The 24492-nt window shown below is 38.5% G+C and carries 18 protein-coding genes, 1 tRNA gene and 2 pseudogenes; 16 read left to right on the plus strand and 5 right to left on the minus strand.

Annotated elements, in window-relative coordinates:
* Positions 1–128: 128 nt before the first annotated feature.
* The 7 genes from AAOP42_RS15505 to bshB1 all read left to right on the plus strand — a co-directional run bounded on the left by AAOP42_RS15505 (position 129) and on the right by bshB1 (position 7391).
* Positions 129–983: a prephenate dehydratase gene (locus AAOP42_RS15505; protein ID WP_349529456.1), complete on the plus strand. Its 855-nt coding sequence runs from the start codon at positions 129–131 to the stop codon at positions 981–983.
* Positions 980–2140 (plus strand): aminotransferase class I/II-fold pyridoxal phosphate-dependent enzyme, encoded by a 1161-nt coding sequence (locus AAOP42_RS15510; protein WP_349529457.1) that lies wholly within the window; start codon positions 980–982, stop codon positions 2138–2140. Before AAOP42_RS15505 ends, AAOP42_RS15510 begins: the two co-directional genes overlap by 4 nt.
* Entirely contained in the window at positions 2137–3036 is a 900-nt protein-coding gene (locus AAOP42_RS15515; RefSeq protein ID WP_349529458.1) for a prephenate dehydrogenase, read from the plus strand. Before AAOP42_RS15510 ends, AAOP42_RS15515 begins: the two co-directional genes overlap by 4 nt.
* Positions 3037–3060: 24 nt before the next feature.
* The gene (locus AAOP42_RS15520; protein WP_349529459.1) at positions 3061–4170 is read left to right on the plus strand and encodes a chorismate mutase; all 1110 of its coding nucleotides are present in this window, start codon (positions 3061–3063) and stop codon (positions 4168–4170) included.
* Positions 4171–4434: 264 nt separating this feature from the next.
* Positions 4435–5379 carry a thioredoxin-disulfide reductase gene (gene trxB / locus AAOP42_RS15525; protein WP_349529576.1) on the plus strand — a complete coding sequence of 315 codons (945 nt, stop codon included), beginning with the start codon at positions 4435–4437 and terminating at the stop codon, positions 5377–5379.
* A 211-nt stretch (positions 5380–5590) separates the two neighbouring features.
* A complete protein-coding gene (locus tag AAOP42_RS15530; protein WP_349529460.1) occupies positions 5591–6586 on the plus strand; it encodes a peptidoglycan DD-metalloendopeptidase family protein in 996 nt (331 codons plus the stop codon).
* Positions 6587–6674: 88 nt separating this feature from the next.
* Positions 6675–7391, plus strand: a complete 717-nt coding sequence (bshB1, locus tag AAOP42_RS15535) for a bacillithiol biosynthesis deacetylase BshB1 (protein WP_349529461.1) — start codon at positions 6675–6677, stop codon at positions 7389–7391.
* 395 nt (positions 7392–7786) lie between these two features.
* Here the strand turns inward: bshB1 and AAOP42_RS15540 are convergent.
* Positions 7787–8527 (minus strand): annotated as a pseudogene (locus AAOP42_RS15540) (site-2 protease family protein); the annotation flags it as partial.
* Complete coding sequence (locus AAOP42_RS15545; RefSeq protein WP_349529462.1) at positions 8520–9137, minus strand: HAD family hydrolase; 618 nt, start codon at positions 9135–9137, stop codon at positions 8520–8522. The gene AAOP42_RS15545 and the pseudogene AAOP42_RS15540, both read right to left, overlap by 8 nt.
* A gap of 81 nt (positions 9138–9218) precedes the next feature.
* Here AAOP42_RS15545 and AAOP42_RS15550 point away from each other — a divergent pair.
* Positions 9219–9292: transfer RNA gene (locus tag AAOP42_RS15550), tRNA-Ile, on the plus strand.
* Positions 9293–9487: 195 nt separating this feature from the next.
* Positions 9488–11047 (plus strand): SDR family NAD(P)-dependent oxidoreductase, encoded by a 1560-nt coding sequence (locus AAOP42_RS15555; protein WP_349529463.1) that lies wholly within the window; start codon positions 9488–9490, stop codon positions 11045–11047.
* A gap of 267 nt (positions 11048–11314) precedes the next feature.
* On the opposite strand, the gene AAOP42_RS15560 is transcribed toward AAOP42_RS15555, so the two are convergent.
* Together AAOP42_RS15560 and AAOP42_RS15565 are read right to left on the minus strand one after the other, a co-directional pair.
* Positions 11315–11506 (minus strand): cold-shock protein, encoded by a 192-nt coding sequence (locus AAOP42_RS15560; protein WP_349529464.1) that lies wholly within the window; start codon positions 11504–11506, stop codon positions 11315–11317.
* Between the two features lie 248 nt (positions 11507–11754).
* Complete coding sequence (locus AAOP42_RS15565) at positions 11755–13191, minus strand: sulfatase (RefSeq protein WP_349529465.1); 1437 nt, start codon at positions 13189–13191, stop codon at positions 11755–11757.
* Positions 13192–13419: 228 nt separating this feature from the next.
* Between AAOP42_RS15565 and AAOP42_RS15570 the strand changes: the two genes are divergently transcribed.
* From AAOP42_RS15570 to AAOP42_RS15580, 3 genes and pseudogenes are all read left to right on the plus strand, one after another.
* Entirely contained in the window at positions 13420–14850 is a 1431-nt protein-coding gene (locus tag AAOP42_RS15570) for a sulfatase family protein (protein WP_349529466.1), read from the plus strand.
* Positions 14851–15085: 235 nt separating this feature from the next.
* Positions 15086–15357, plus strand: a pseudogene (locus tag AAOP42_RS15575) (GxxExxY protein).
* A 49-nt stretch (positions 15358–15406) separates the two neighbouring features.
* Positions 15407–17068 carry an RNA-binding domain-containing protein gene (locus AAOP42_RS15580; protein WP_349529467.1) on the plus strand — a complete coding sequence of 554 codons (1662 nt, stop codon included), beginning with the start codon at positions 15407–15409 and terminating at the stop codon, positions 17066–17068.
* A 248-nt stretch (positions 17069–17316) separates the two neighbouring features.
* Here the strand turns inward: AAOP42_RS15580 and AAOP42_RS15585 are convergent, their stop codons facing one another.
* Positions 17317–19182, minus strand: coding sequence for a right-handed parallel beta-helix repeat-containing protein (locus AAOP42_RS15585; RefSeq protein WP_349529468.1), 1866 nt, complete (start codon positions 19180–19182; stop codon positions 17317–17319).
* Positions 19183–19616: 434 nt separating this feature from the next.
* On the opposite strand from AAOP42_RS15585, the gene AAOP42_RS15590 reads away from it, so the two are divergent.
* The 4 genes from AAOP42_RS15590 (at position 19617) to AAOP42_RS15605 (ending at position 24492) form a co-directional block, all read left to right on the plus strand.
* On the plus strand, positions 19617–20585 hold the full coding sequence (locus AAOP42_RS15590; protein ID WP_349529469.1) for a hypothetical protein: 969 nt from the start codon (positions 19617–19619) through the stop codon (positions 20583–20585).
* 476 nt (positions 20586–21061) lie between these two features.
* Positions 21062–21919: an AraC family transcriptional regulator gene (locus AAOP42_RS15595; protein WP_349529470.1), complete on the plus strand. Its 858-nt coding sequence runs from the start codon at positions 21062–21064 to the stop codon at positions 21917–21919.
* Positions 21920–22034: 115 nt separating this feature from the next.
* Entirely contained in the window at positions 22035–22964 is a 930-nt protein-coding gene (locus AAOP42_RS15600) for a dihydrodipicolinate synthase family protein (RefSeq protein ID WP_349529471.1), read from the plus strand.
* A 46-nt stretch (positions 22965–23010) separates the two neighbouring features.
* Positions 23011–24492 carry a sodium:solute symporter family protein gene (locus AAOP42_RS15605; RefSeq protein ID WP_349529472.1) on the plus strand — a complete coding sequence of 494 codons (1482 nt, stop codon included), beginning with the start codon at positions 23011–23013 and terminating at the stop codon, positions 24490–24492.

The following is a 24492-nucleotide window of genomic DNA, read 5'->3' on the forward strand; positions in this document are numbered from 1 at the left end:
CTACTTTTATTTTTATTTCTTTACTCAATCAAAGGGGTCAAAAAGTTAGTTCTATATGCCATAAGAAATAATTATAAGCCCCAAACTAAAGGGGCTTTTTTTATGACCAAAATTTAACAATAGTAATAATGAAGATAGGCATACAAGGTGTAAAAGGTTCATTCCATGATTTGGCAGCATCTCTTTATTTTCATAGCGAAGATTATGAAATTCAGCCTTTTGGTGATTTTAGGTCAATGGCTAAGTCTGTCAGTAACAAGGAACTGGATTATGCTGTGATGGCTATCGAAAATACCATAGCAGGCAGTATTTTGCCCAACTATGCCTTAATGAGTGAGTATGACCTGGAAATATCGGGTGAGGTGTATTGCAGAATTGAAATGAGTTTTTTGGTCAACCATGGTGTGAAGATTGAAAACATCAACAATGTATATTCTCATCCCATGGCTTTGCTGCAATGCGCTGATTTTTTAGGGCAGCATCCTCATATCAAACTTCATGAAGCTGAAGATACAGCAGATAGTGCGAGAATGATAAAGGACAACAAAATGATGGATTGTGCTGCTATTGCCAGCCACAGAGCAGCAGAAATTTTTGACCTTGAAGTGCTTGAGGAAAATATTGAAACCAATAAGGAAAACTATACCAGGTTTTTGATATTGAAAGGAAGGATGAATGGATATGATCAGATACCTGAAAAAGCTTCATTGAGTTTGGTGACAAACCATGAGCCGGGAAGCCTGGCTGATACGCTCATGATTTTTAAGAACTACAGGCTCAATATGACCAAAATTCAATCCATACCCATTTTAGGACAACCTTATATGTATTCTTTCAATATTGATTTGGTGTGGGATGATTATGATAATTTCCAAAAAGCCATGAACGAAATCAGGCAGATGTCAAGTTCACTTAGAATATTAGGGGAGTATAAACGAGGAAACAGTCCATCACAAGTGGAAACTATACCGGTACTGAAATGATACAAACAGCAGATAGATTAAATAGTGTTCAGGAATACTACTTTTCAAGAAAACTTGAAGAGATCAGGCAGATGAATGCAGCAGGCAAGGATGTTATCAATTTGGGTATTGGTTCTCCTGATCTTGCACCGGCAGACAGTGTGGTTGATGCTTTGAGTGCTTCAGCTCACAATAAAAATTCACATGGCTACCAATCGTACCGATCTATAGAGGAATTGAGAATAGCAATCGCTGATTTTTACAAGACACATTTTAATGTGTCGCTCGATCCGAAAACTGAGATTTTACCATTGTTGGGGTCGAAAGAAGGTGTGATGTACATTTCTATGGCCTTTTTGAATCCGGGAGATACAGTGTTGATTCCGAATCCTGGATACCCTGCATATGAGGCTGTGGCTAAGATGATAGAAGCCAAACCTGCCCGATACAATTTATTGAAGGATAACAATTGGGCACCAGACCTGAAAAACATAGATCCTGAGGTAGTGAAAAATGCCAGGATTATGTGGGTGAACTATCCAAATATGCCAACAGGTGCGGATGGGTCAAAACAGATATTTCAGGACTTGATCGATTTTGGAAAAGAAAATAATATTCTGATTTGTAACGATAACCCCTATAGTTTTATACTCAATGACGCACCAAAAAGCATCTTGGAGCAAGATGAAAATAAGGAATATTGTTTAGAACTAAACTCCCTAAGCAAAGCCTACAACATGGCGGGATGGAGAGTAGGAATGGTCTCTGGAAACAAAGACTACATCAACGCCATATTGAAAGTGAAATCCAATGTGGATTCCGGTATGTTTAAGCCTGTACAGGAAGCTGCTATAGTAGCACTCAGCCTTTCCAAAGAATGGATAGCTGAAAATAATGTGGTGTATAAGAGAAGGAAGCAAATAGCCCAGGAGTTGCTGGATATCATCGGGTGTACTTATAACGAAAGTCAGGTGGGTATGTTTGTTTGGGCCAATAATCCAGAAGGAAGAGAGAGTGAGGAGTTTATAGATGAGATTTTGCAAAAGGCGAATGTATTCATTACTCCGGGCACGATTTTCGGATCGAATGGCGAAGGGTTTGTAAGGGTGTCTTTGTGTTCTACTGAAGAAAAATTCAGAGAATCTATTGATAGAATTAAAAAAGCACAAATATCATGACGGTGGCAATAATTGGTTTGGGCTTGATAGGAGGGTCGGTAGGATTGAGACTGAAGAAATCCGGTATGTCTGACCATATCATTGGTATTGATAAAAATGAAACCAACTGTGCGAAAGCTTTGGAGTTGAGATTGGTAGATGAAGTTGCCGGTTTACTTGAAGGGGTAAAAAAATCGGATGTAGTAGTCATTGCAATACCTGTGGATCAAATTACAGCTTTGCTGCCACGAATTTTGGATAATATTCAATTGAATGCTGTGGTAATAGACATGGGCTCAACTAAAGGAGAGTTGTGTAAGTCTATAGACAACCATCCCAACAGAAAGGCATTTGTAGCTTCGCATCCTATTGCAGGTACCGAAAATAGCGGACCGGAAGCAGCATTTGATTCATTGTTCCAAAACAAGACAGGGATTCTATGTGATATAGAAAAAAGCTCCCCGGAAGCAGCTCAAATTGCCAGAGAATTGTATGTGGTGCTTGGGATGAAAATCATAGAAATGGGCAGTCAGGCACACGACTTACATATTGCCTATGTTTCGCATTTGTCACACATCAGTTCATTTGTGTTGGGACAAACAGTATTGGAAATAGAAAAAGACGAAAAGAGTATTTTCAATATGGCGGGTAGTGGTTTTGCGTCAACTGTAAGGCTGGCTAAAAGCTCACCGAATATGTGGGCACCTATTTTTGCACAAAATAAAGAACATATTTCTAAGTCTTTAGGTACATACATTCAAAACCTGAAGGAGTTTAAAGCGATGGTGGACAATGAAAATGTAGAAGGTATGTATGATGCCATGAAAAATGCCAACCAAATCAGAAAAGTATTGGATGGTATTGATCTCAAAGGATTGAATACCAAACCTGATAAAGAATCAATAATAGAAAATTAAAGTCAATAATTAATACAAAATAGAATGAAAGTAAATTTAAATCTATCACCCATTGAGAACTGGATACCAGGGCTCACTGAACCGCTTGTGATTTCCGGGCCGTGTAGCGCAGAAAGCGAAGAGCAGGTAATGGCTGTAGCCAGAGAACTGAAGAAAAACCCAAAAATAAAGGTATTTAGAGCTGGTATCTGGAAACCAAGAACCAGACCCAATTCTTTCGAAGGAATAGGTGAGGTTGGTTTACGGTGGTTGAAAAGAGTAAAAGAAGAAACCGGGCTGCTTACCTCTGTAGAAGTGGCAAAGGCTTCTCATGTAGAGTTAGCCTTAAAATATGACGTGGATATTATCTGGATTGGAGCCAGAACTTCTGTGAACCCATTTTCTGTACAGGAAATCGCTGATTGTTTAAAAGGAGTAGATATTCCTGTATTGGTAAAAAACCCAATCAATCCTGATCTTCAATTGTGGATTGGTGCTTTGGAAAGGATCAATCAGGCTGGCATCACTAAGCTGGGTGCAATCCACCGTGGATTTTCTCCATTGAGCGATTCTGAATATAGAAATGAGCCTATGTGGAGCATTCCTTTGGAACTGCAAAGAATCATCCCAAATCTTCCTATCATTTGTGATCCAAGTCATATTTCAGGAAATAGAATTTTGATCGAACCAGTGAGCCAAAAGGCATACGACCTTCAGATGAATGGTGTAATGATCGAAAGCCACATGGATCCTGACAATGCGTTGAGTGATGCAAAACAGCAGATTACTCCTAAAACATTGGAGAAAATATTGGATAGGTTGATTATCCGTAAACCGGAAACCAGTGATGTGGATTTCGAGTTGAGGTTGAAAGAACTGAGGCAAAAAATAGATAAGATTGACCATGATATATTAGAGGTAATGGGAGCCAGGATGCAGGTAGCTGAGGAGATTGCCTTGCATAAGAAAGAGCACAATATCACCATCCTTCAAAAAGGACGCTACGATCAAATTATGAATGACAGGATCGAGCAGGGTAAGAAATTTTTGCTCAAAGAAGAATTCGTGAAGGAGCTTTATGAAATGATACACGAAAACTCAATCAAGAGGCAAACAGAAGTAATGAACAAAAAGGCTGCTGAAAACGCAGGCTAATTAATTACCATTTTCATTCTATTAAAAGGAAGTATTCTACTCTTGATAAGAGTAGAATACTTCCTTTTTTTTATTGCTAAAGAATGATTCATTTATGACTGATTTTGTTTGTTTTATCTTTAACAATAAGTTCAACTGAAATAGTTGATACAAAAAAACAATATTCTTTTCCATCAAATTTTTGAATCTTTTTTAACTGAGTACTGTTTCCCTTGTTAGTTAAAATATTAATTTTGAATACTTTTAAGAATAAGCAGAATGACTATGACTCAGGAAAATGTAAAGGTTTTAATTATAGGTTCAGGGCCTGCCGGATATACAGCAGCGATATACGCTTCAAGAGCGGGATTGAACCCCGTATTATATACAGGAGGTGAGCCGGGTGGCCAACTGACCACAACCACCGATGTTGAAAACTTTCCGGGCTATGCGGAAGGCGTGAGTGGCCCTCAAATGATGATGGATTTGCAAAAACAGGCTGAAAGGTTTGGAACAGATATCCGTTTCGGGTTGGCTACTTCCGTAGATTTTTCTTCCTATCCACATAAAGTTATCATAGACGAAAAGCATGAAATCACGGCTGAGTCGGTGATTATATCCACTGGAGCCAGTGTGAAATACCTTGGTTTGGAGTCAGAGTCAAGATTGCTAAATAAGGGTGTGTCGGGATGTGCAGTATGTGATGGTTTTTTCTACAAAGGAAAGGTAGTGGCTGTAGTGGGAGGAGGAGATACAGCAGCAGAAGAGGCACTGTATCTGTCCAATATTTGTCCAAAGGTTTACCTGATTGTGCGCCGTGATGAGTTGAGAGCTTCTAAAATCATGCAAAAAAGGGTGATGGACAATGCCAACATTGAGATTCTTTGGAACAGTTCCACAGAAGAAGTGTTGGGAGTAGAAGAAGTAGAAGGGATGAGGATAGTCAACAATGTGACAGGAGAAAAAACAGAATATGATATTAATGGTTTTTTTGTGGCTATAGGACACAAACCCAATACAGATATCTTTAAGGATTATCTTGAAACAGATGAGACTGGCTATTTGATAGTTGAGCCCGGGTCTTCCAGAACAAAAATAGAAGGGGTGTTTGTAACTGGTGATGCTGCTGATAAAATCTACCGTCAGGCGGTAACTGCTGCTGGTAGTGGATGTATGGGGGCTTTGGATGCTGAAAGATTTCTCGCTGCGAAGGAAGCGGAAGCAGTATAGCTTCTTTAAAAAAAATTACTGCTTCGGGATAGGCGTGAGGGATAGAGGCATTGTTTGAGCCCGAAATAGAGATTGCGGTGGGTTGGCGTGCCGATAGCCTGGTCTCTTGAGACACGCTAAGGTCATTTTAAATAGTTTTTTTAATAGAGTATTTGATGTATTAATGCGATTAAGTAATTTTTTCATTGTCACCTTGATTTTAATGCTGACGATGACAAATGAATCTCTCAGCCAAAATAAGAAAAAACGGCTGGGAGATTTTTTTAAGTTTAAAAATAAGAAAATAGAGATTCCTGTTGTTGAACAGCAGTTATCGGTATTTGAGGTGAGTGATGATGCGTTTGCCATTGACACTTTGTACCTAGATAGTATGATGTATGCAGAAGAGGTAAACCTACAGCGTGAGCTAAGTTTGGTGCATGAAGATACCGCTCAAATACCGTTGTATTTCAATGTGCCGGTTCAGGTTTCAGAGCAATTAAAAATAGATTCTGTTTGGGTGACACTTAGGGAATATTATTCGATTTGGGATTCTAAAAAAGTGAATCCGTATGAATTAGACGGTGAAAAGTTTAAGGATACTTTAAATATTCCCCTGCATTATACCAATCCGGAATTGTCCTGGACAGTGCCTATAAGCAAAGGGCATATTACCTCACCGTTTGGGTTGCGCAGATGGCGGTGGCATTATGGCACTGATTTGAGATTGGATACTGGAGATTCCGTAAAAGTAGCATTTGATGGTATAGTGCGAGTTGCGCATTACGACCGCTATGGTTATGGTCATTACGTATTGGTGAGGCATTATAACGGACTTGAAACTCTTTACGGGCATTTTAAGAAGGGTCTGGTAAGGGTAGGTGATGAAGTGAAGGCTGGCGATGTGATTGGCTTAGGGGGGAGTACAGGTAGGAGTAGTGGGTCTCATTTGCATTTTGAGGTGCGTTATGAAGGCAATGCTATTGATCCTACTCAGGTATTCGATTTCGGAAATGACAGTATATTGGCAGATAGCCTTACAATTACCCCGGAAACATTTTCCTATCTAAAAGAAGCAAGAAAAATTCGTTACCATAAAGTACGTAGTGGCGATACACTTGGGCACATCAGCTATAGGTATGGCGTATCTATAAATCAGATTTGCCGTTTGAACGGAATAAGTCGAAATACAATTCTGAGGATAGGCCAAAGGCTCAGACTGACCTGATAAAGTAGCATGAAGAACTGTCGGTTTTTAAAGAAAGTTCTTTTATATTGAATAATTTTTTTAAGCCTTTGATTAATATTTTGTTAATATGAAATTAGATGTACTTGTATTTGCGGCACACCCTGATGATGCGGAGTTGTCTTGTGGAGGAACGATCCTTTCTTTGGTTGCTTCCGGCAAGAAAGTTGGGATTGTGGATTTGACTCGTGGAGAAATGGGCACAAGAGGAACTCCTGAAATCCGTTATCAGGAGGCTGTGACATCAGGACGAATACTAGGTCTTTCTGTAAGGGAAAATCTGGCATTTGATGACGTACATTTTACCAATGACCAAAAACATCAGTTGGAGGTGGTGAAAGCGATTCGCAAATACCAACCTGACATTATACTGTGCAATGCAATCAGAGATCGCCATCCAGATCATGCCAAAGCTTCGCAGTTGGTAGTACAAGCTAATTTTATGGCAGGATTGAAAAAGGTTGAGACAAAATCAAAAGGTGTGGTTCAGGATTTTTGGAGGGTAAAAAACTTATACCATTATATCCAGACAGATTGGATTCAACCAGATTTTGTGGTGGATGTGTCCGACCATTGGGAAAAACGTATGGAAGCTGTGCGAGCTTTTAAATCTCAGTTTTTTGATCCGGAGGGCGAACAATCAAATACTTTAATTTCTTCTCCCGAATTTATCAACATGCTGGATGCACGTGGAATAGAACTTGGCTTGTCTATCAGGGTAAAATATGGTGAGGGTTTTACAGTGGATAGAAATGTAGGGGTATCAGACTTGTCATCATTGCTATAATTGTCATCAATGATAAATGGTTGTGGACTAAAACAAAGTACAAATACTCCCAGAGAGATCCAGCCTAAAATTTTTCTTTTCAGATCAAGTGGTTCATCGTACAAAACAGGAGGGTGGTAAACTCCTAAAAACCGACCTAATACAAAGGCAAAAAGCAACCATCCACTATATCCTTCCACTTTTGGAAATATAAATACAGTTGTAAATTGGGCTGTGAAAATAATGGTAGCATACATGAGCCTGTTGCGCATATTTGGGGTGAATTTGTGAAAACAGTAATAGAGAAAGACAAAATAAAGTATCTCAGTCAATAAGTAGTCTGATAACACAAATGGATTGACAACTCCCAATCCGGCATAATAAAGGAATATAATAAACAATCCGGCTGATACTTTTTTGTGATTTTTTCCTCCAATGAGGCCATATAATATATGTCCTCCATCCAGTTGGCCTATTGGCAATAAATTGAGTGCCGTAAAAAACAACGCTAAATATCCAGCCAAAAGGTATGGATAGTGCAACATCTCATTGGGGTGAGGAATGAGTGAGGTGTCGGTTACTACAAAATTTTCGAACAGCCAGAACAGTACATTAGGCCCGAGTGTAATGCCCACCATGTCTTTATCCTGATAGGCATACAATGGGTAGTCACTACCCCATTGTTTATATTCGGGATGTATGTTGAATACATAGTCAAGAGGAGGAAGGTGGGTAAAACCATAGTGCAGGACAAGTACTGCAATCACAAATCCGGCAAGTGGGCCGGCTATTCCTATGTCAAAATATTTTTTTCGGCTATCAATGTGATCCTTGATTCGGATAACTGCACCCATTGTGCCTATAGAAGGGCCTCCGAGGAAACCCAACCAAAGTGGTATGTAGTAAGGCAGGGTCACTTTTACTTTGTGGTATTGAGCAGTGAAGTAATGTCCAAATTCATGAACTGTGAGTATTCCTAAAAACGGAATGGAAAATTGGAGTCCATTGAGGAGTTCGGCCAGGTTGATGGCAGGTGTAGTAAATATTAGTGATTTGCCGGTCATCCATTCAGCTCCGGCAATAGTGGTAGAAATTAGAGTCACTACAAACAATACCAGTTGAATGACTTTGGTCTTCTGCTCTTTATTTTTAAACATATTGTTTCAATTCTAATACCTGATCAGGACTACTGATGAGTTTTGTGTGGATGCCAACTTTTTTTGCTCCTTCTAAATTTTCTAACTTATCATCCATAAACAAAGCTTCTGAGGCTTTTGTTTTACTCTTTGTCAGTATTTCCCGATAAATTTCAATATCCGGTTTCCGCATGTTCAATTCATGAGAAAAAAACACATAGTCGGCAAAGAAAGACAATGAATCTTTACCAGATACCTTTTCAAGGATTTTATTGAATGCTTCAATGTGAATTTTGTTGGTATTGCTCAAGATGATGACCTTATATTTCTCTCTCAAAGCAGAAAGCAATTCTAGTCTTTGTGTTGTAATAGACAGCAGCATGGCATTCCAGCAGTAGTCAACCTGCTGGTTAGAGAGGTTACAATCAAATGTTTTATTGATCCCTTTTCTAAATGCTTTGTTACTTATCAACCCTTTTTCATAGTGCTGGAAAATGTCAGAATTATCAACCCTTTTCTGTATTTCTATTGGAGAGGTTGCTGTTATTTCTGAAAATGAATTAATTGTGGCTTGCTCGTCTAACCCGATGATTACTCCACCCAGATCAAAGATAAAAGTATTGATATTCAAATTAAATTTTGTTTGTGAATTTAGAGGCAAATATGTAACATTGCACTCCCAAATTCAAGGTGCTCTTAAAAGCAATTTGAAGGGCCTATAGCTCAGTTGGTTAGAGCACCTGACTCATAATCAGGTGGTCCATGGTTCGAGTCCATGTGGGCCCACATCCCAAAAAAGAGTTGCAGAAATGCAGCTCTTTTTTGTTTTCTACTTTTCGGATTTCGTTGGTGTAAGTGACCAATGCAAAGCTCACTAAATCCATTATACAATTGAAATGTTAGAAAATTTGTCCTGAGTCTGAGCAAAGGTTAATATTAGAGGATATAAATCCCGTTACATTTGCAGCTAAATCAATATGAATGGACAATACACAGAATAAAACAGATTCACCTCAGCTTACTCAGCAACAAATTGAGGACTGTATTTCTATTTTGAGCATCCTAAATGCGGACACCAATCAAATATTTGAAATTCCCAAAGAAAGGAGGTTGGCTCTTATTAGAGCAGCAGGCCAACTTTCCAGACCGAGTAGAGAGGAGTTTTCTATAAGAAAAAGAGATGCCAGAAAAGCGGCAAAAAGAAAATTGGTAGAGAGAGATAAAGGTGCTCGAAATGGCACTGGAATTCGAAGTGCCCGTGAAGCCTCTATATTCATTGCTCCAACAATGATTTCTCTTACCGGAGAAGAGTTTGAAAAGGAAGTAGAGCTGAAATCGCCAAGAAATTGCTACGTCTGCAAAGCAGTATTTAATCGACTCCATCATTTCTATGATACGATGTGCAAAGAGTGTGGAGACTTCAACTATGCCAAACGTTTTCAAACAGCTGATCTTACCAGTCAGGTTGCGTTGGTAACGGGTTCACGGCTGAAAATTGGTTACCATATTACGCTTATGATGCTGAGGGCTGGAGCAACAGTAATTGCAACAACAAGATTTCCTGTTGATGCCGCATTGCGGTACTCAAAGGAGCATGATTTTAATGAATGGGGAGAAAGATTAAAGATTCATGGACTGGATCTACGTCATATTCCCAGTGTTGAAATTTTCTGTAGCTTTATCGAGCAACAATATGATCGTCTGGATATTTTGATTAATAATGCTGCGCAAACCGTAAGGCGGCCTTCGGGATTTTACAAACACTTAATGTCCAATGAGGAGAAGGCCATAAATGATTTGCCACATTTTATGCAGCAACTTCTTGCCGATCACAATGCTTGTTTGAAGGAACTGAAATCACTCAGTGATAATTTTAACATAGTACAGGATAAAAACCTCCCGGTTAGTTGGCATGGAAAGCAATTAGGAGTTGGATTAAGTTCTTCTGCAAAATTATCACAGATTCCTTATAGCATAGACAACACACTTACAGTAGAAGAAGTGTTTCCAGATGGAAAACTGGATGCTGATTTACAACAAGTGGATTTGCGCAAGATCAACAGTTGGCGATTGAAATTGGGAGAAATACCCACTACTGAAATGCTGGAAGTTCAGCTCGTGAACTCCGTAGCTCCTTTTGTTTTGTGTAATAGATTAGTGAACCTGATGAAAAAGGAGAATACAGGAATGAAACATGTTATAAATGTATCGGCTATGGAGGGTAAGTTTCATCAGTTTCACAAAGAAGACAGACATCCCCATACCAATATGGCCAAGGCAGCCTTGAACATGATGACTTTAACTTCTGCTTCGGACTTTGCTAAATACGGTATTTACACCAATGCAGTAGATACAGGTTGGGTGACAGATGAAGACCCTGTTGAATTAGCAAGGAGGAAAGAAGAAGTTCATGACTTTCAACCTCCTTTGGATATTGTTGACGGTGCTGCCAGAGTGTTGGATCCTCTATTTGACGGAATAAATACCGGAAAACACTGGAATGGGAAGTTTTTAAAGGATTACATGCCTACTTCCTGGTAATTATATATTATGTGACTTTTGTTCAAGTTTCTCTTGAATTTTTGGATAATGAAATAAAACCCAAAGGGATGTTTTTATATAATGATTCATCACCTGATATTCATACTCATGAGAAGATTCAAGCAAATTAGCATTTGAACCAAGTTCTTGAAGCAAAATGGATTAGCTGTTATATTTGAACCTGTTAATTGATTGGTATTAAAAAAAAGCAAAAAAAAAAACCACCGTTAGGTGGCTTTTTATAAGTTGTGTTAAAGCAATAGATAATTAGTCTATTACTTTTACGTTTACTGCGTTCATACCTTTCTTACCTCTTTCCGTGTCGTACTCAACCTTGTCGTTTTCACGAATGTCATCAACAAGTCCTGATGAATGTACGAAAATGTCTTCACTTGAATCGTCTGGCTTAATGAATCCAAAACCTTTGGACTCATTAAAGAATTTTACTGTTCCTTGCATTGTAAATTTTTTAAAAAAATATTAATTATATTGTTTAAGCCCTTCGATCTAAATAATTGCCAGTAACTATTCTTTAAATTTTATTCCGGAAAGTGGAACGCAGAGTAACGAATTATCATGAAATTAAAAGGTGGGATTTTTCCCACAAAGACTTATAAACGCACAAATGTATGTAATCCATCTACGCTTTCCTAATGAAATGACAGATAGCTTTTTTGAAGTCGGTTTATTGGAACTTACAATGGTTTTTATTGAGCGTATTCTATGCCAAGATCATTGTTTCTGACTTCCAATAATTTGGATTTTAGTTTTTCTTTAAATTCATTTACTACCTTTTTATATTTTGGATTTGCTGCCAGGTTGGTATATTGTTTCGGGTCTTTTTTCATGTCAAACAATTCAATGCCTGATCCTGCATCTTCGTCATATTGGATATAAGCCCATTTGTCTGTTCTTAAAAGAAAGGTTTTTCCTCCCTGAGTAACGGAAAAGGCCATATCTCTTACTTTGTGTTTTGGGTTGTCAAGTGTTTTTGAGAGACTCTTTCCCTGTAAGTGCTCTGATGTTTTTAATCCTGCTATTTCTGCGATTGTAGGATACAAATCCAGCAACTCGGCAAATGAATGACAAACTGCTGGTTTTTTTCCTGGTATTTTTATAATCAGAGGAACTCTTGCAGATTCTTCATGCAAACTGACTTTCATCCAGAACCTGTGCTCACCCAGGTGAAATCCATGATCTGATGTAAATATCACGATGGTATTGTCAGATAAACCCTCTTCTTCCAGGGTGTTGAGTACTTTTCCTACCTGCTTATCCATATAGGCTACAGAGGCGTAATATGCTGCAACAGCTTTCTTTTCCTGTTCTTCATTCATTTTTCCATTCACACTGGTCACATAGTTGATGCCTCGTTTAGGGATGTCATCCCAGTCTCCTTCTACTTTTTCGGGTAGATTTACTTGATTATAGGGATAAGGTTCGAAATATGTTTTGGGTGCTACGAATGGTACATGAGGCCTTACGAAACCTACCGCCAGAAAGAAAGGTTCATCCTTATGCTCTCTGATCAGTTGAGAGGCTTTTTCTGCTGTTTTGCCATCAGAATGTACTAAATCATCTCCGTTGGCTTTTACTATTGTCATTACGTTTCCTCCTTTTTTAGGCAATGTGCCATCAGGGTTGCCTTGTACCAGTTCACTTTCTCCTTCCGCTTTCCATTCCGGTCCCTGGCTGTTGAAACGCTCTGTCCAAGAGGCTTCATCATCTGTGCCATTCGATCCTTTTTCAATATCTCCGGGTACGCCCATGTGAAAAATTTTACTTACCCGTGCGGTGTAGTATCCATTTTCTTTAAACAATTGAGACCATGTTTTTCTATCAGAACCAATATTTTCACGACCACTCACATAACCAAAAGTAGTTGTGGCACTTGGATAATAACCTGACATAAATGAAGCCCTGGATGGACCGCATACCGGATACTGGCAATAGGCTTTAGTGTAGCGTACACCCTCTGAAGCCAGTTTATCTATATTAGGTGTTTTACTTGCTTTATTTTCATAGGCAGATACTGCGGTGGCTGTCAGGTCGTCAGCAATGATGAACAATACATTCGGTTTTGTTTGCTGAGAATATCCGGTGGTGACAATCAATAGTAAGATGATTATTTTCAGGTATTTCATATTTCTGTGCAAATAGATTAAATAAAAAAAACAGGAACAGTGAATAGAAAGTGTAGTGAATGTGAATCTGAGTGGTGCATGTAAAAAGCTAAAGTATTGATATTTTTAGAAAATGAAAAGCATTTCTTAGGATCGATTTTGCTCTTTTACCTTAAAACCCGGGCAGTTAAGAAACCTTATACATTTAATTGTTAGATTTATCAAAATTTCGATTTACTATTCTATGTTATGATCATAAAAACATATTTTTTAAACCATACAACCATACTTCTATTTCTTGTGATTTTAATTGGTTCCTGTGCGTCACCGGAAAAGAAAAAGCCGATGAATATACTCGTGTTGCATACTGATCAGTGGAGGGCACAGGCAATGGGTTATCGGGGAGATCCCAATGTAAAAACGCCGAATATTGACCAGCTTGCCAGAGAGAGTGCCAATATAGTGAATGCGGTTTCGGGCATGCCGGTTTGCACGCCACACCGGGCATCTTTGCTGACAGGTCAGCGTCCGTTAACCCATGGTTTGTTTATGAACGATGTGCAGTTGGATACTGCTGCCGTTACCATTGCTGAAGTGCTGGCAAATGAGGGCTACCAGACAGGATACATAGGTAAATGGCATTTGGACGGCAGTGGCAGGAGTGCGTTTACTCCGCCCGGAGCACGCAGGCAGGGTTTTCAGTATTGGAAAGCACTGGAATGCTCACATGACTACAACAACTCAGCTTATTACTCAGGAGATTCTCCTGAAAAGAAATTTTGGGAAGGTTATGATGCTTTGGCACAAGCAAAGGATGCACAGGAATACATGGTAAAACACGCTAAAGATGAAAATCCATTTTTCCTCTTTCTGAGTTGGGCTACTCCTCATGCGCCATACCAAACTGCTCCTAAAGAGTACAATGACCTGTACGACCCGGAAGACATCATACTCCGTCCTAATGTACCGGAAGAAATACAAGACAAAGCGAAGAAAAGTCTGGCTGGATACTATGCCCATTGCACTGCCCTGGACGATATGGTGGCTGATATTTTGAAAACTTTGGATGATTTGGGAATTCGGGAAAATACGGTTGTTTTGTTTACCTCAGATCATGGTGATTTGCTTGGGTCTCACAATGCTTTTAAAAAGCAACAGCCGTATGAAGAATCCATTCGAATACCGATGCTAATTGATCATCCTGATATCAAATCGGGAGAATACAAAGCCCTGATTAACTCGTATGACATCATGCCCACATTGCTGGGGCTTACAGAGGTTGATATACCAAAATCAGTGGAAGGGTATGATTTTAGTAAATACCTAAAAGGACAATCTCCTTTGCCGGATACGGTGACATTAATCACTTGTGTGCAGCCGTTTGGTCAATGGAACAGGTTTGACCATAATGGCAGGGAATACCGGGGTTTAGTCAGCTTGCGCTACACCTATACCCGTGACCTCAATGGCCCATGGCAGTTGTTTGACAATATAAAAGATCCATATCAAATGAATAATTTGGTGGGTAATCCGTCATTTTCAGTTTTACAAAGTGATATGGATGTATTGTTGACTAAAAAGCTCAAAGAAACCGGAGATGAGTTTCTTCCGGGTATGGAATACGTCCGACAATGGGGTTATCCTGTCGATAAAAGGGAAACTGTGCCTTATAGGAATTAGACGATGGTGTGTGAAGGCACTAATTTATTAAAGTGTGTAAATTTGATTTGTCTGTTATATTTAACCATTAAATCGGCAGAGATAAGAAAATACAACCAATGAATTTAGATACCCAAAGTTTACAACCCATCATCAACGACAAATAGAACGACCTTATCAGCATAATTATTGGGCGCATCATGAAGGTCATAGCGCTTTAGGTAATGGGTTTCAGGAGGTTATTTATCAGCGTGCATTGGTCATTGAAATGTTGGACGAAGGATTAGCTTTAGCCGACACGAAATACCGATTTACTATAAAGAACAATACATTGTTACAAGAAGGTCTGATTTTTTGGTTGAAGGTAATGTGTCGGTAGAGTTAAAGACTTTAACTAAATTAGAAAACGTTCACCTAGGTCAGGCTATCAATTATTTAGAAGCATATGATTTGGAAGTAGGACTGTTGATTAATTTTGGCTCAAGAAGTTTAGAATTTAAAAGACTGATTAATAAACAGTTTAAGTAAAAAAATCAAGGTAATCCTGAAATCAAATAAATTAGAGTTCAAATAATAAATGAGAACAGCAGCAGCCATACAAGCGATTTTAAACTTGCTTCGTTCTCAAGGTATTGAGAATGAGGTGGTTGAATTTAAAGAGGCGAAAACGCAATATGATTTCAACAAAATTGGCAAGTACTTTTCTGCTTTGTGCAATGAAGCCAACCTCAAAAGGAAGCGTTCGGCTTGGTTGGTATTTGGTGTAAAAGACAATGACAAAAGTATTGTTGGCTCGCAATTCAGAACCAACCGTGCAGACCTTGATAGCCTCAAAGCGGAAGTAGCCAACCATACTACGGGCAGAGTCACTTTCATGGAAATCTATGAAGTCCATGAACCTGAAGGCAGAGTGGTTTTGTTTGAAATTCCTGCTGCTCCTAAAGGCATTCCTATTTCATGGAAAGGGCATTACTACGGCAGAGATGGAGAAGAACTCAACGCTTTGAATCTGGAAGAAGTAGAACGCATACGAGAACAAGCACGAGGTGAAGACTGGAGTGCTGCTATTATAGAAAGTGCTACTATCAATGATTTATCACCCGAAGCGATTCTCAAAGCACTTGAATCATTCAAAAGAAAAAATCAACATCTGCTTGAAGAAATTGACGAGTGGAGCGATGAAACCTTTTTGAACAAAGCAAAAGTTTGCATCAAAGGAAAAATAACCCGAACAGCTATTTTGCTGCTCGGTAAGTCTGAATCCGAGCATTTCATCAATCCTTCCACAGCAAAAGTATCTTGGATACTAAGAGACAAAGACAACATCGACAAGGACTATCAGCACTTCACTTGTCCGCTTTTGCTAAATACCGATGAGGTCTATAAGAAAATCAGAAACCTAAAATACCGATACATTTCAGATGGCACTTTGTTTCCCGAAGAAGTGGATCAATACGATCCTTACATCATACGAGAAGCGTTGAATAACTGCATTGCCCACCAAGACTATACATTAAGTGGAAAAATCAATGTGGTAGAGCATGAAGATGGCAAGCTGGTATTTGTCAATTCAGGTTCGTTCATCCCTTCTAGCATAGAAGAAGTGGTGATTACCGATGCTCCTGAGCCTACTTACCGAAATCCGTTTTTGGTAGAAGCCATGATCAACCTCAACATGATTGATGCTATAGGAAGTGGCATCAAGCGAATGTTTAACATTCAGTGGAAGAAATTCTTCCCCATGCCAGATTATGAATTTGTCAATGACAAGGTGAAGCTGACCATTACGGGAAAAGTGGTTGACATCAACTATGCGAGAAAAGTTGCTACAGTTCCAGACTTGAGCTTGTTAGATATTATTGCGTTGGATAAAGTCGCCAAATCGAAAAGGTTAAGTGCAGCCGAGATAAAAGATTTGAAAAGCAAAGGCTTGATTGAAGGTAGAAAACCGAATTTTCATATTTCCGTGTCTGTGGCAAAAGTAACTGGCGAACAAGCCGACTATATTAAGCAGAGAGGAATAGACGATGAATATTGCCAGAAGATTATTTTGGATTATCTAAATAAGTTTGGAAAGGGCGGACGAGAAGATTTTGAAAAAGTACTATTGGACAAACTCCCAGATGTGTTATCTGTAGATCAGAAGAAGCATAAAATCAAAAATATCCTGCAAAAAATGAAGCGGGAAAATAAGATAAGACTTGGTGATAGTAGGCAGTGGATTTTAGACGAGGTTTAGACGAGGTTTAGACGAAATACATACTTATAAATATGATTATCAATGAGTTATTGAATTTTTGTTTAGACGAGTTGAGACATTTTGAAATAGGAATATGAGCATCAACACTACTAAAAAAGGCTTGGAAAGTTATATCACCAATTATTTGGTAGATGTAAATGGTTCTGTTCAAAGGGAAAATAAAGACTACAATAGTGTAAGTTGTTTGGATGAAGAAATTCCATTTCAATTTCTGGAAGCTACACAACCTAAAGCCGTTGAGAAGCTTGATCTATTATTTTTTTCAGTCCAAATTCGCTTTTTCTTCTATCCAAAATAGCATTTAACTCTTTGGTATTTGAATTTTCAAGGATCCTATTGTCTATCTTTTGGATATCATCTTCATTGGTGCGGTTGTATTGAATGTGAGGTACACCGTCATTGCAGACAAAGATGTTGTTGCGGACAATGTTGGTGGTGGCTCTGTGAAACCGGAGAGGAGATTTGGCAATGTTGTAAACAATGTTGTTTTCCACTACTACACCAGTAACACCTTCATCCAGAAACATACCATTGCTTTCAGCCCTGCCTGCATTGACTGTTACATCGTGGATCAGGTTATTGGAAATAACACTTTCCGGTTGCAATCCCAAGGTATAAATTCCACCACCATCGCTTAGTTTATTCAATATATGGTGTATGTGGTTGCCAGTAATGGTGTTTTCACGGCATGGCGTTGGTTGGGGACTCCACATCCATCCGAGTGACACTCCGGTATAAGGCATGTTGCGTATTTCATTGCGCTCGATGGTGGTATTGGCTATGAGTCCACCCCAAATCCCGACTGCTCCATAAAACTGTTGTCCGCATTGCTCAATGAGAGAGTTCGATACCGTAAAGTTATGTGTCGCTTCTTCTGGTGTTACCTGCCACCAGAATTCTCCGTTTTTATCTGTTTTGCGTTTTTGTCCTTCACCTATATTTACACCATTGCCCGATACGTCATAAATATGGCTTTCGGTTAAAGTGCAGTTGTCAGTGTTTTCCCTAAACCAAATGGCTGATCCACCCACATGTCTGATCACGCAATTACTAAATTGACAGTTGGATGAAAGGTCTAACTCAATAGCGGCTGGTACCCAGTTCCAACTATTATTATCAGCTTGCCGGTTGTCGAACATACAAGCCTGGATGCCACAATATCCCTCCTTAGGGATTTGCCATGCTGTATATTCAAAGGTGATTCCTTGAAAAGTGATTTTGGATGCTTTTTGTCTGGTCTTGCTATTTCCGGAAATGGTCACCAATTGTGATGCAACAGGAATTACAGCTTTTATGTCTTCAGGAGCTTCATTCGGATTTGGGTAGTAAAATATTTTTCTTTCGGTCTGGTCATAATACCATTCACCGGGGGTGTCCAGAAACTCAATGGCATTTTCAAGAAAATACCTTGGTTGCTCTTCCCAATGAGTCAAATTAAAAAAATCCAGAACTTTGGTACCAATCCAATCGACAGTTGTCAGTTGATTATGATCCCAATCGATTGACTTTACAGAAATCCTGCTGATAGACCAATCATGCAATAGGATTAATTCTATACTTTCATGATTTTTTACCTTTGGAAAATCCCCTTCAGCAAAGAAGAAATTTGTTCGCTTGTCTTCTCCGGCTTTGGCTATTCTTAAATAGTTATTGTTTGGATGCCTCGCTCTAATGGCTCTTTGTTTGTTTATGAAAAGTTCTCGGATTTCATCTGGTGCATCTTTAGTGAGTTGAGCAGAATAAAGTCCGTTGGTTTCTTTAGTCCACTTGGAAATAACCATACCGCCGCTGATGACAGGTTTTTCATTGGGAACGGCACGAAAGTTCAGTAGGCTGTCAGATGTACCTAAAGTCAAGGGTTCTGTTATTCTATGGATTCCATTAGCCAGCCAGATATTAATTGGTTGATCCTTTTTTATGTTTCTGGACATTTTGATTGCCTGATGCAAACTGGCAATTGGCTTGTTGATAGAACCATCGTTGCTGTTGAGTCCACCTGAGGATACATATATATTGTAAGGATTTGGCGGGGCACTACAGCCGAAGGCTAATATCAGAAATAGTATGAAAATAAAATAGAAAGATCGAAGCATATGAGAATGGTTTTGAACGACCAATATACTAAAATGGTAACTGAATATTATAGAGAACAGATTTTACTCAGGGCATACGCATTTAAAAACAAACCCTCCTTACCGCACCTGTTGCGGTATCTTTTAAAATCACAGTCAAACCGAAGAGACCCCTGAACAGGTCAGGGGATAATAATATGTTTTAAATGTGTATGCCCTGGATTTTTACTGAGCTGATTTAAGAGTTAAAGTGAGGCTTTCTCTGTTTCTTTTTTGAGTTAAAATTGGTCTTTTATTTGACAAACAATCTGATTCTTATTCATCTTTAAAAAGTTAATGATTTTCATGAAATATAAAAGACAAATGACCCGTTTAGAAGAAATATAAAATATACTTTTGTCATTATTTTATTGGATTAATCTATTATAGTAAAAAATCTAAACATTTATTTTAAAATGAAATTAATTAACATGAAAAGTTTGTCAAGAAAGTTATTAACTGTTGTTGGAGTAGTAGGAATGCTGTTTTTGGCCAGTTGTGGTGAGGATGATCCAATAGTTGTTGATGGGCCATCTTTGGAAATTGCCTCTGATTTTTTCTCAACTACTAGTTTGCATTATGATGGCACTGTTGGTGATGAAATCAGCTTTACAATAACAGGGGATGTACCCGGGGGTTTTAACAACATAAAAGTGGAATACCTGATCGATGATGCCGATGCTGGAATTGATGATTGGACGGATCAAAGGCTATCAGGAACAACAGTGCTAACTTACACGGGAACACCTACCAGTTTTGTATTGCTTGAAGAGCATGTTGGCAAAGAAATTTCTTTTGTGATCACTGTGGTAGATGATAATAGCAAAACAGCCACCCTGACATTAACAGCAAGTGTGGCATCTGCTCCATTGGAAAGTGTAGTAGTTACATTGCTTGCGGCACCAACAGGAGACAAAACATCTAAGACTTTTTATTCAGTGCCTCTGGCAAGAAACGTAGCATCTAGCGAAGTGATCAGCAGTGAAGCAGGAACAGCTTCTTCTTCTGATATTGATTTTGGTTACTATTATACTGATTCAAAAGGAGCTTCAATTGCAGCCCCTTCCGATTATAATGCTGCAGTATATGATCTAGGTTCTAATGGACAGAATTGGTCAACATTGAATGCAACCACATTTAAGACTACTACATTGACACCTGCTCAGTTTATTGAGCAGACTACTTATGCTGATATTGAAACGGCTTATGCGGATGGTACTGATTCTGGAAATGGGGTTAATAATCTGGCTGTAGATCAGGTTATTGCTTTTGAAACTGTAACAAGAGATTCTAAAACAAGAAAAGGTCTTATTCGTATCACTGCCATTGCAGCAGGAACTGAATCTAATAAGAAAATCGATATTGAAGTTTTGGTTCAGAAGTAAATAGCGTCAGGGTAGAGTTACCTTAAAAATCCACAACCAAACGCATAGAAAAAGCCATCCAAAGTTAATTTGGGTGGCTTTTTTTGTGTTAGGATGTATTGAGTGTAAAATTCTTCTTTGTAATTTTTCTTGACTAATTGTTATATTTACAGCCAGATAAGGTTGATCTTAATGATAATTCGTTTAAAAGTTCTATCCAACCTTTGGAAGAATTTAATTAACGTAAGACGAACTGGTTTTACTTCTGATTCCAGGTTTTAATACATTGAGCGCAAAGACTTTCATGTCATTTTAGAATAAACAAGAAACGATTTTTCACTTTAATTACTGAAAAACAGAGTTTTGTTTGGAGACGGATGACGTTGGTTTTACAATTGTCAGTAATTCATATTTCGATAATTTACAACCAGAAGTGTAAAGAGTGAAGTTTTTGTTTATAAGTTTGAACCGATAGACTTTTTAATTTTTTTATAAAAATGGGTTTTACTAAAGCACATATCTCTGTTCCATCCGATAGTTCATTCAGTATTCGTAGAACTGAAATGACTCCAAATACCTATAAAATTCATTCACATGAAAATTATGAATTGAACTACATCATATCCGGATGGGGTACACGCTTTATTGGAGACAACATCCACAGTTTCTCCAGAGGAGATTTGGTTTTGATTGGTCCGGAACTTCCTCATTGTTGGGAAGTAAAAGGAGTGGCCTCCGGAAAAAAGCCTGAGTGTATCACCATTCACTTTCACGAAAATATAGATGGTGAGCAGTTTTTCCATTCACCAGAATTGCGACCCATTCTCAATTTGATGAGAGAGTCCAGGTCAGGGATTCAGTTTTACGGTAAGGAAACAAAACAAGTGAGGGACATACTGCTCAAAATGTCTGATGCAAACAGGTTGAGAAAGTTAATTTTCTTATTGGAGATATTTGAAATACTGGTAGGTACCAAGGATAGGAAAGGTTTGGTATTGGCAGGGTATTCCAAAGAAACAGATACTCCTGAAAAACAAAAACTACAAAAAGTGTATGAATACATACTTTCTAATTTTTCTGAAAAAATAGAACTGGATGATATTGCCGAAAAAAATCACATGACCAATAGTGCTTTTTGTCGTTTTTTTAAAAGAAATACTGGTAAATCGTTATTCCACTATATCAAAGAAGTAAGGATAGGCTATGCATGTAAACTCTTACAAGATTCGGATTGGCCAATTTTTGATATCGCTTTTCAGTCCGGTTACAACAATATTGCACACTTCAACAATCAGTTTAAGGAGTTTTGTGACACCACTCCTAGTAACTACCGAAATAAGTTTAAAAACCTATAATTGAACTAAATTCTTTCATTTGCTTATAAGTCAATATACAGTATTTTATGAGCAAGATATAGAAACTATTGCGTGATTTCTTCTCGTATATTTGCTGTAATTAGACTATAAAATTATGCCAACCAACCATTTTGAGATTTACCCGGTAATGTTAACTCCGTTTCTGGAAAGCAATGAAGTTGATGTAAATGCCCTTAGGGAACTTACCGAATATTACATAGCTACTGGTTCAACCGGATTGTTTACCAACTGTTTAACCGGGGAAATGTTTCAATTGACCGACGATGAAAGAATATTGGTCACAAAGACTGTTGTGGATCAGGTAGCAGGAAGACAAAACGTAGTGGCTTCCGGTACTTTTGGACTTGATCAGAACAGGAATATTGAATTCATAAAAAGAATTTATGATACCGGAATTTACGGAGTGATATTAAATACGAATCAACTTGCGACTCCTACGGAGAGTGAGGAGGTTGTAAAGAAAAATTTAACGAAAATTCTTGATGATACCGGCGATATTCCATTGGGAGTCTATGAGTGCCCTGTGCCTTACAAGCGCCTCTTGTCTCCTGAGTTATTGGGCTGGATGGGTGAAACAAAAAGATTTGTTTTTCTAAAAGATACTTGCTGCAACCTTGATCAGATAATATCCAAACTGGATGCAGTGAAAGGAACTCCACTTCAAATTTTTAATGCAAATATTTCGACAGGACTTGGCTCGATAGAAGCAGGAGCAGCTGGTTTGGGTTCTACATCGTCTAACTTTTATCCCGAATTATTAAGTTACCTTTCTGTCAACTTGCATGGTGATGCTCAGAAATTGAATAAGGTCAATACATTGATCACTATTTTTGATTCATTGATTCATGAGTGTTACCCTATGTCTGCGAAGTATTTTATGCAATTGCGTGGAATGAAAATAAACTTAGACGGCCGTATTCCTTCCGGAAGCTTCACTTTCCAGGATTACGTAAAGTTTGATCAGCTATTTAAAGCTTTAGAAAATTTAGCCAATGAATTAGAAATTGACATCTATCGTTTTTGATAGACAGGATGCACAAATATTCACTGTTAACTAACCCCACTTAGACATGAATTTTATTGATTTAGCTGTTTTCCTATGTTATATGGTAGGAGTGCTTTTGGTTGGTGGATTATTTTATAAAAAAGACAAATCATCTGCAGAGTTTACTCTTGGCAATAGCAACATTCCGGGTTGGGTAGTTACCATGTCTATTTTTGCAACATTCGTGAGTAGTATTAGTTATTTGGCACTTCCGGGGATAGCCTTTCAGAGCAACTGGAACTCTTTCGTGTTTAGTTTGTCACTGCCAATAGCTGCATTTGTAGCCATTAAGGTCTTTGTTCCGTTGTATCGCAAGGTCAACAGCCCTTCGGCATATACTTATCTGGAACAGCGTTTTGGTTCATGGGCAAGAGTGTACGCTTCTACTATGTACCTTTTGACGCAACTAATGCGGATAGGTACTATTCTGTATTTAATGGCTCTTACATTGAATGCCATATTTGGATGGGATATCGTTACGATTATCATTGTGACGGGAGTGGTAGTGATGGTTTATTCAGTATTGGGAGGAATTCAGGCGGTAGTATGGACAGACGCTATTCAGGGGATAGTATTGATTGGCGGAGCAGTGATTTGCTTATTTTTCATATTGTTTGGAATGCCGGAAGGGCCTGGTCAGGTGTTTGACATTGCCATTGAAAATCAGAAATTCAGTTTAGGAAGTTTTGATTTGGACTTATCACAGCCAACTTTTTGGGTAGTGCTGGTGTATGGCATTTTTATCAATCTTCAAAATTATGGAGTTGATCAGAATTATGTTCAACGCTATATGTTGTCCAGTACAGAAAGTGAAGCCAAGAAATCCGCTTTTTGGGGTGGGATGCTCTATTTGCCAGTCTCTATGATCTTTTTATTTATTGGTACGGCATTGTATGCTTATTTTCAGTCAGGAGCGGCAGTGCTACCGCCAGAATTGCAAGACGTGACTAAAAGTGATCGTATTTTTCCTTACTTCATAGCCAATCACCTGCCCCCCGGAATCACAGGGTTATTGATTGCATCTATTTTTGCAGCAGGTATGAGTACCATCTCAACAAGCTACAACAGTGCGGCCACTGTTTTTCTTACTGATTATTATCAAAAATACTCTAAACAGGAAGTGACAGACAAACAGAAGATGAAAGTGTTATATATGGCTTCATTGGTTATTAGCATTATTGGAATTGTGATCGGAATAGCCATGATTAATGTCAAAAGTGCGCTCGATATCTGGTGGAAACTGGCTTCTGTTTTTAGCGGAGGGATGCTTGGCCTCTTTTTGTTAGGTGCTTTTTCTAAACAAAAAAACGTAAAAGGAGCAATCATAGGAGTGATTGTGGGAATACTGGTCATCGTTTGGCTGAGCCTTTCCAATATTTTCTTAGGGCCTGAGTCCATAGGAGGGCAATTTCATACCTACTTAACCATTGTACTTGGAACATCAACTATCTTTTTGGTTGGTTTTGTAATTGGTATGATTGGAAAACAAGAAAATTATTCATCATAA

The organism is Reichenbachiella sp. MALMAid0571 (assembly GCF_040151475.1).
Classification (GTDB): Bacteria; Bacteroidota; Bacteroidia; order Cytophagales; family Cyclobacteriaceae; genus CAXBNB01.

Coding starts and splice junctions, on each gene's coding strand:
- bshB1 (WP_349529461.1), top strand. CDS start 6,675: ATGAAATTAGATGTACTTGTATTTGCGGCACACCCTGATGATGCGGAG.
- AAOP42_RS15555 (WP_349529463.1), top strand. CDS start 9,488: ATGGACAATACACAGAATAAAACAGATTCACCTCAGCTTACTCAGCAA.
- AAOP42_RS15565 (WP_349529465.1), bottom strand. CDS start 13,191: ATGAAATACCTGAAAATAATCATCTTACTATTGATTGTCACCACCGGA.
- AAOP42_RS15510 (WP_349529457.1), top strand. CDS start 980: ATGATACAAACAGCAGATAGATTAAATAGTGTTCAGGAATACTACTTT.
- AAOP42_RS15605 (WP_349529472.1), top strand. CDS start 23,011: ATGAATTTTATTGATTTAGCTGTTTTCCTATGTTATATGGTAGGAGTG.
- AAOP42_RS15530 (WP_349529460.1), top strand. CDS start 5,591: ATGACAAATGAATCTCTCAGCCAAAATAAGAAAAAACGGCTGGGAGAT.
- AAOP42_RS15580 (WP_349529467.1), top strand. CDS start 15,407: ATGAGAACAGCAGCAGCCATACAAGCGATTTTAAACTTGCTTCGTTCT.
- AAOP42_RS15505 (WP_349529456.1), top strand. CDS start 129: ATGAAGATAGGCATACAAGGTGTAAAAGGTTCATTCCATGATTTGGCA.
- AAOP42_RS15560 (WP_349529464.1), bottom strand. CDS start 11,506: ATGCAAGGAACAGTAAAATTCTTTAATGAGTCCAAAGGTTTTGGATTC.
- AAOP42_RS15515 (WP_349529458.1), top strand. CDS start 2,137: ATGACGGTGGCAATAATTGGTTTGGGCTTGATAGGAGGGTCGGTAGGA.
- AAOP42_RS15600 (WP_349529471.1), top strand. CDS start 22,035: ATGCCAACCAACCATTTTGAGATTTACCCGGTAATGTTAACTCCGTTT.
- AAOP42_RS15595 (WP_349529470.1), top strand. CDS start 21,062: ATGGGTTTTACTAAAGCACATATCTCTGTTCCATCCGATAGTTCATTC.
- AAOP42_RS15570 (WP_349529466.1), top strand. CDS start 13,420: ATGATCATAAAAACATATTTTTTAAACCATACAACCATACTTCTATTT.
- trxB (WP_349529576.1), top strand. CDS start 4,435: ATGACTCAGGAAAATGTAAAGGTTTTAATTATAGGTTCAGGGCCTGCC.
- AAOP42_RS15520 (WP_349529459.1), top strand. CDS start 3,061: ATGAAAGTAAATTTAAATCTATCACCCATTGAGAACTGGATACCAGGG.
- AAOP42_RS15585 (WP_349529468.1), bottom strand. CDS start 19,182: ATGCTTCGATCTTTCTATTTTATTTTCATACTATTTCTGATATTAGCC.
- AAOP42_RS15590 (WP_349529469.1), top strand. CDS start 19,617: ATGAAATTAATTAACATGAAAAGTTTGTCAAGAAAGTTATTAACTGTT.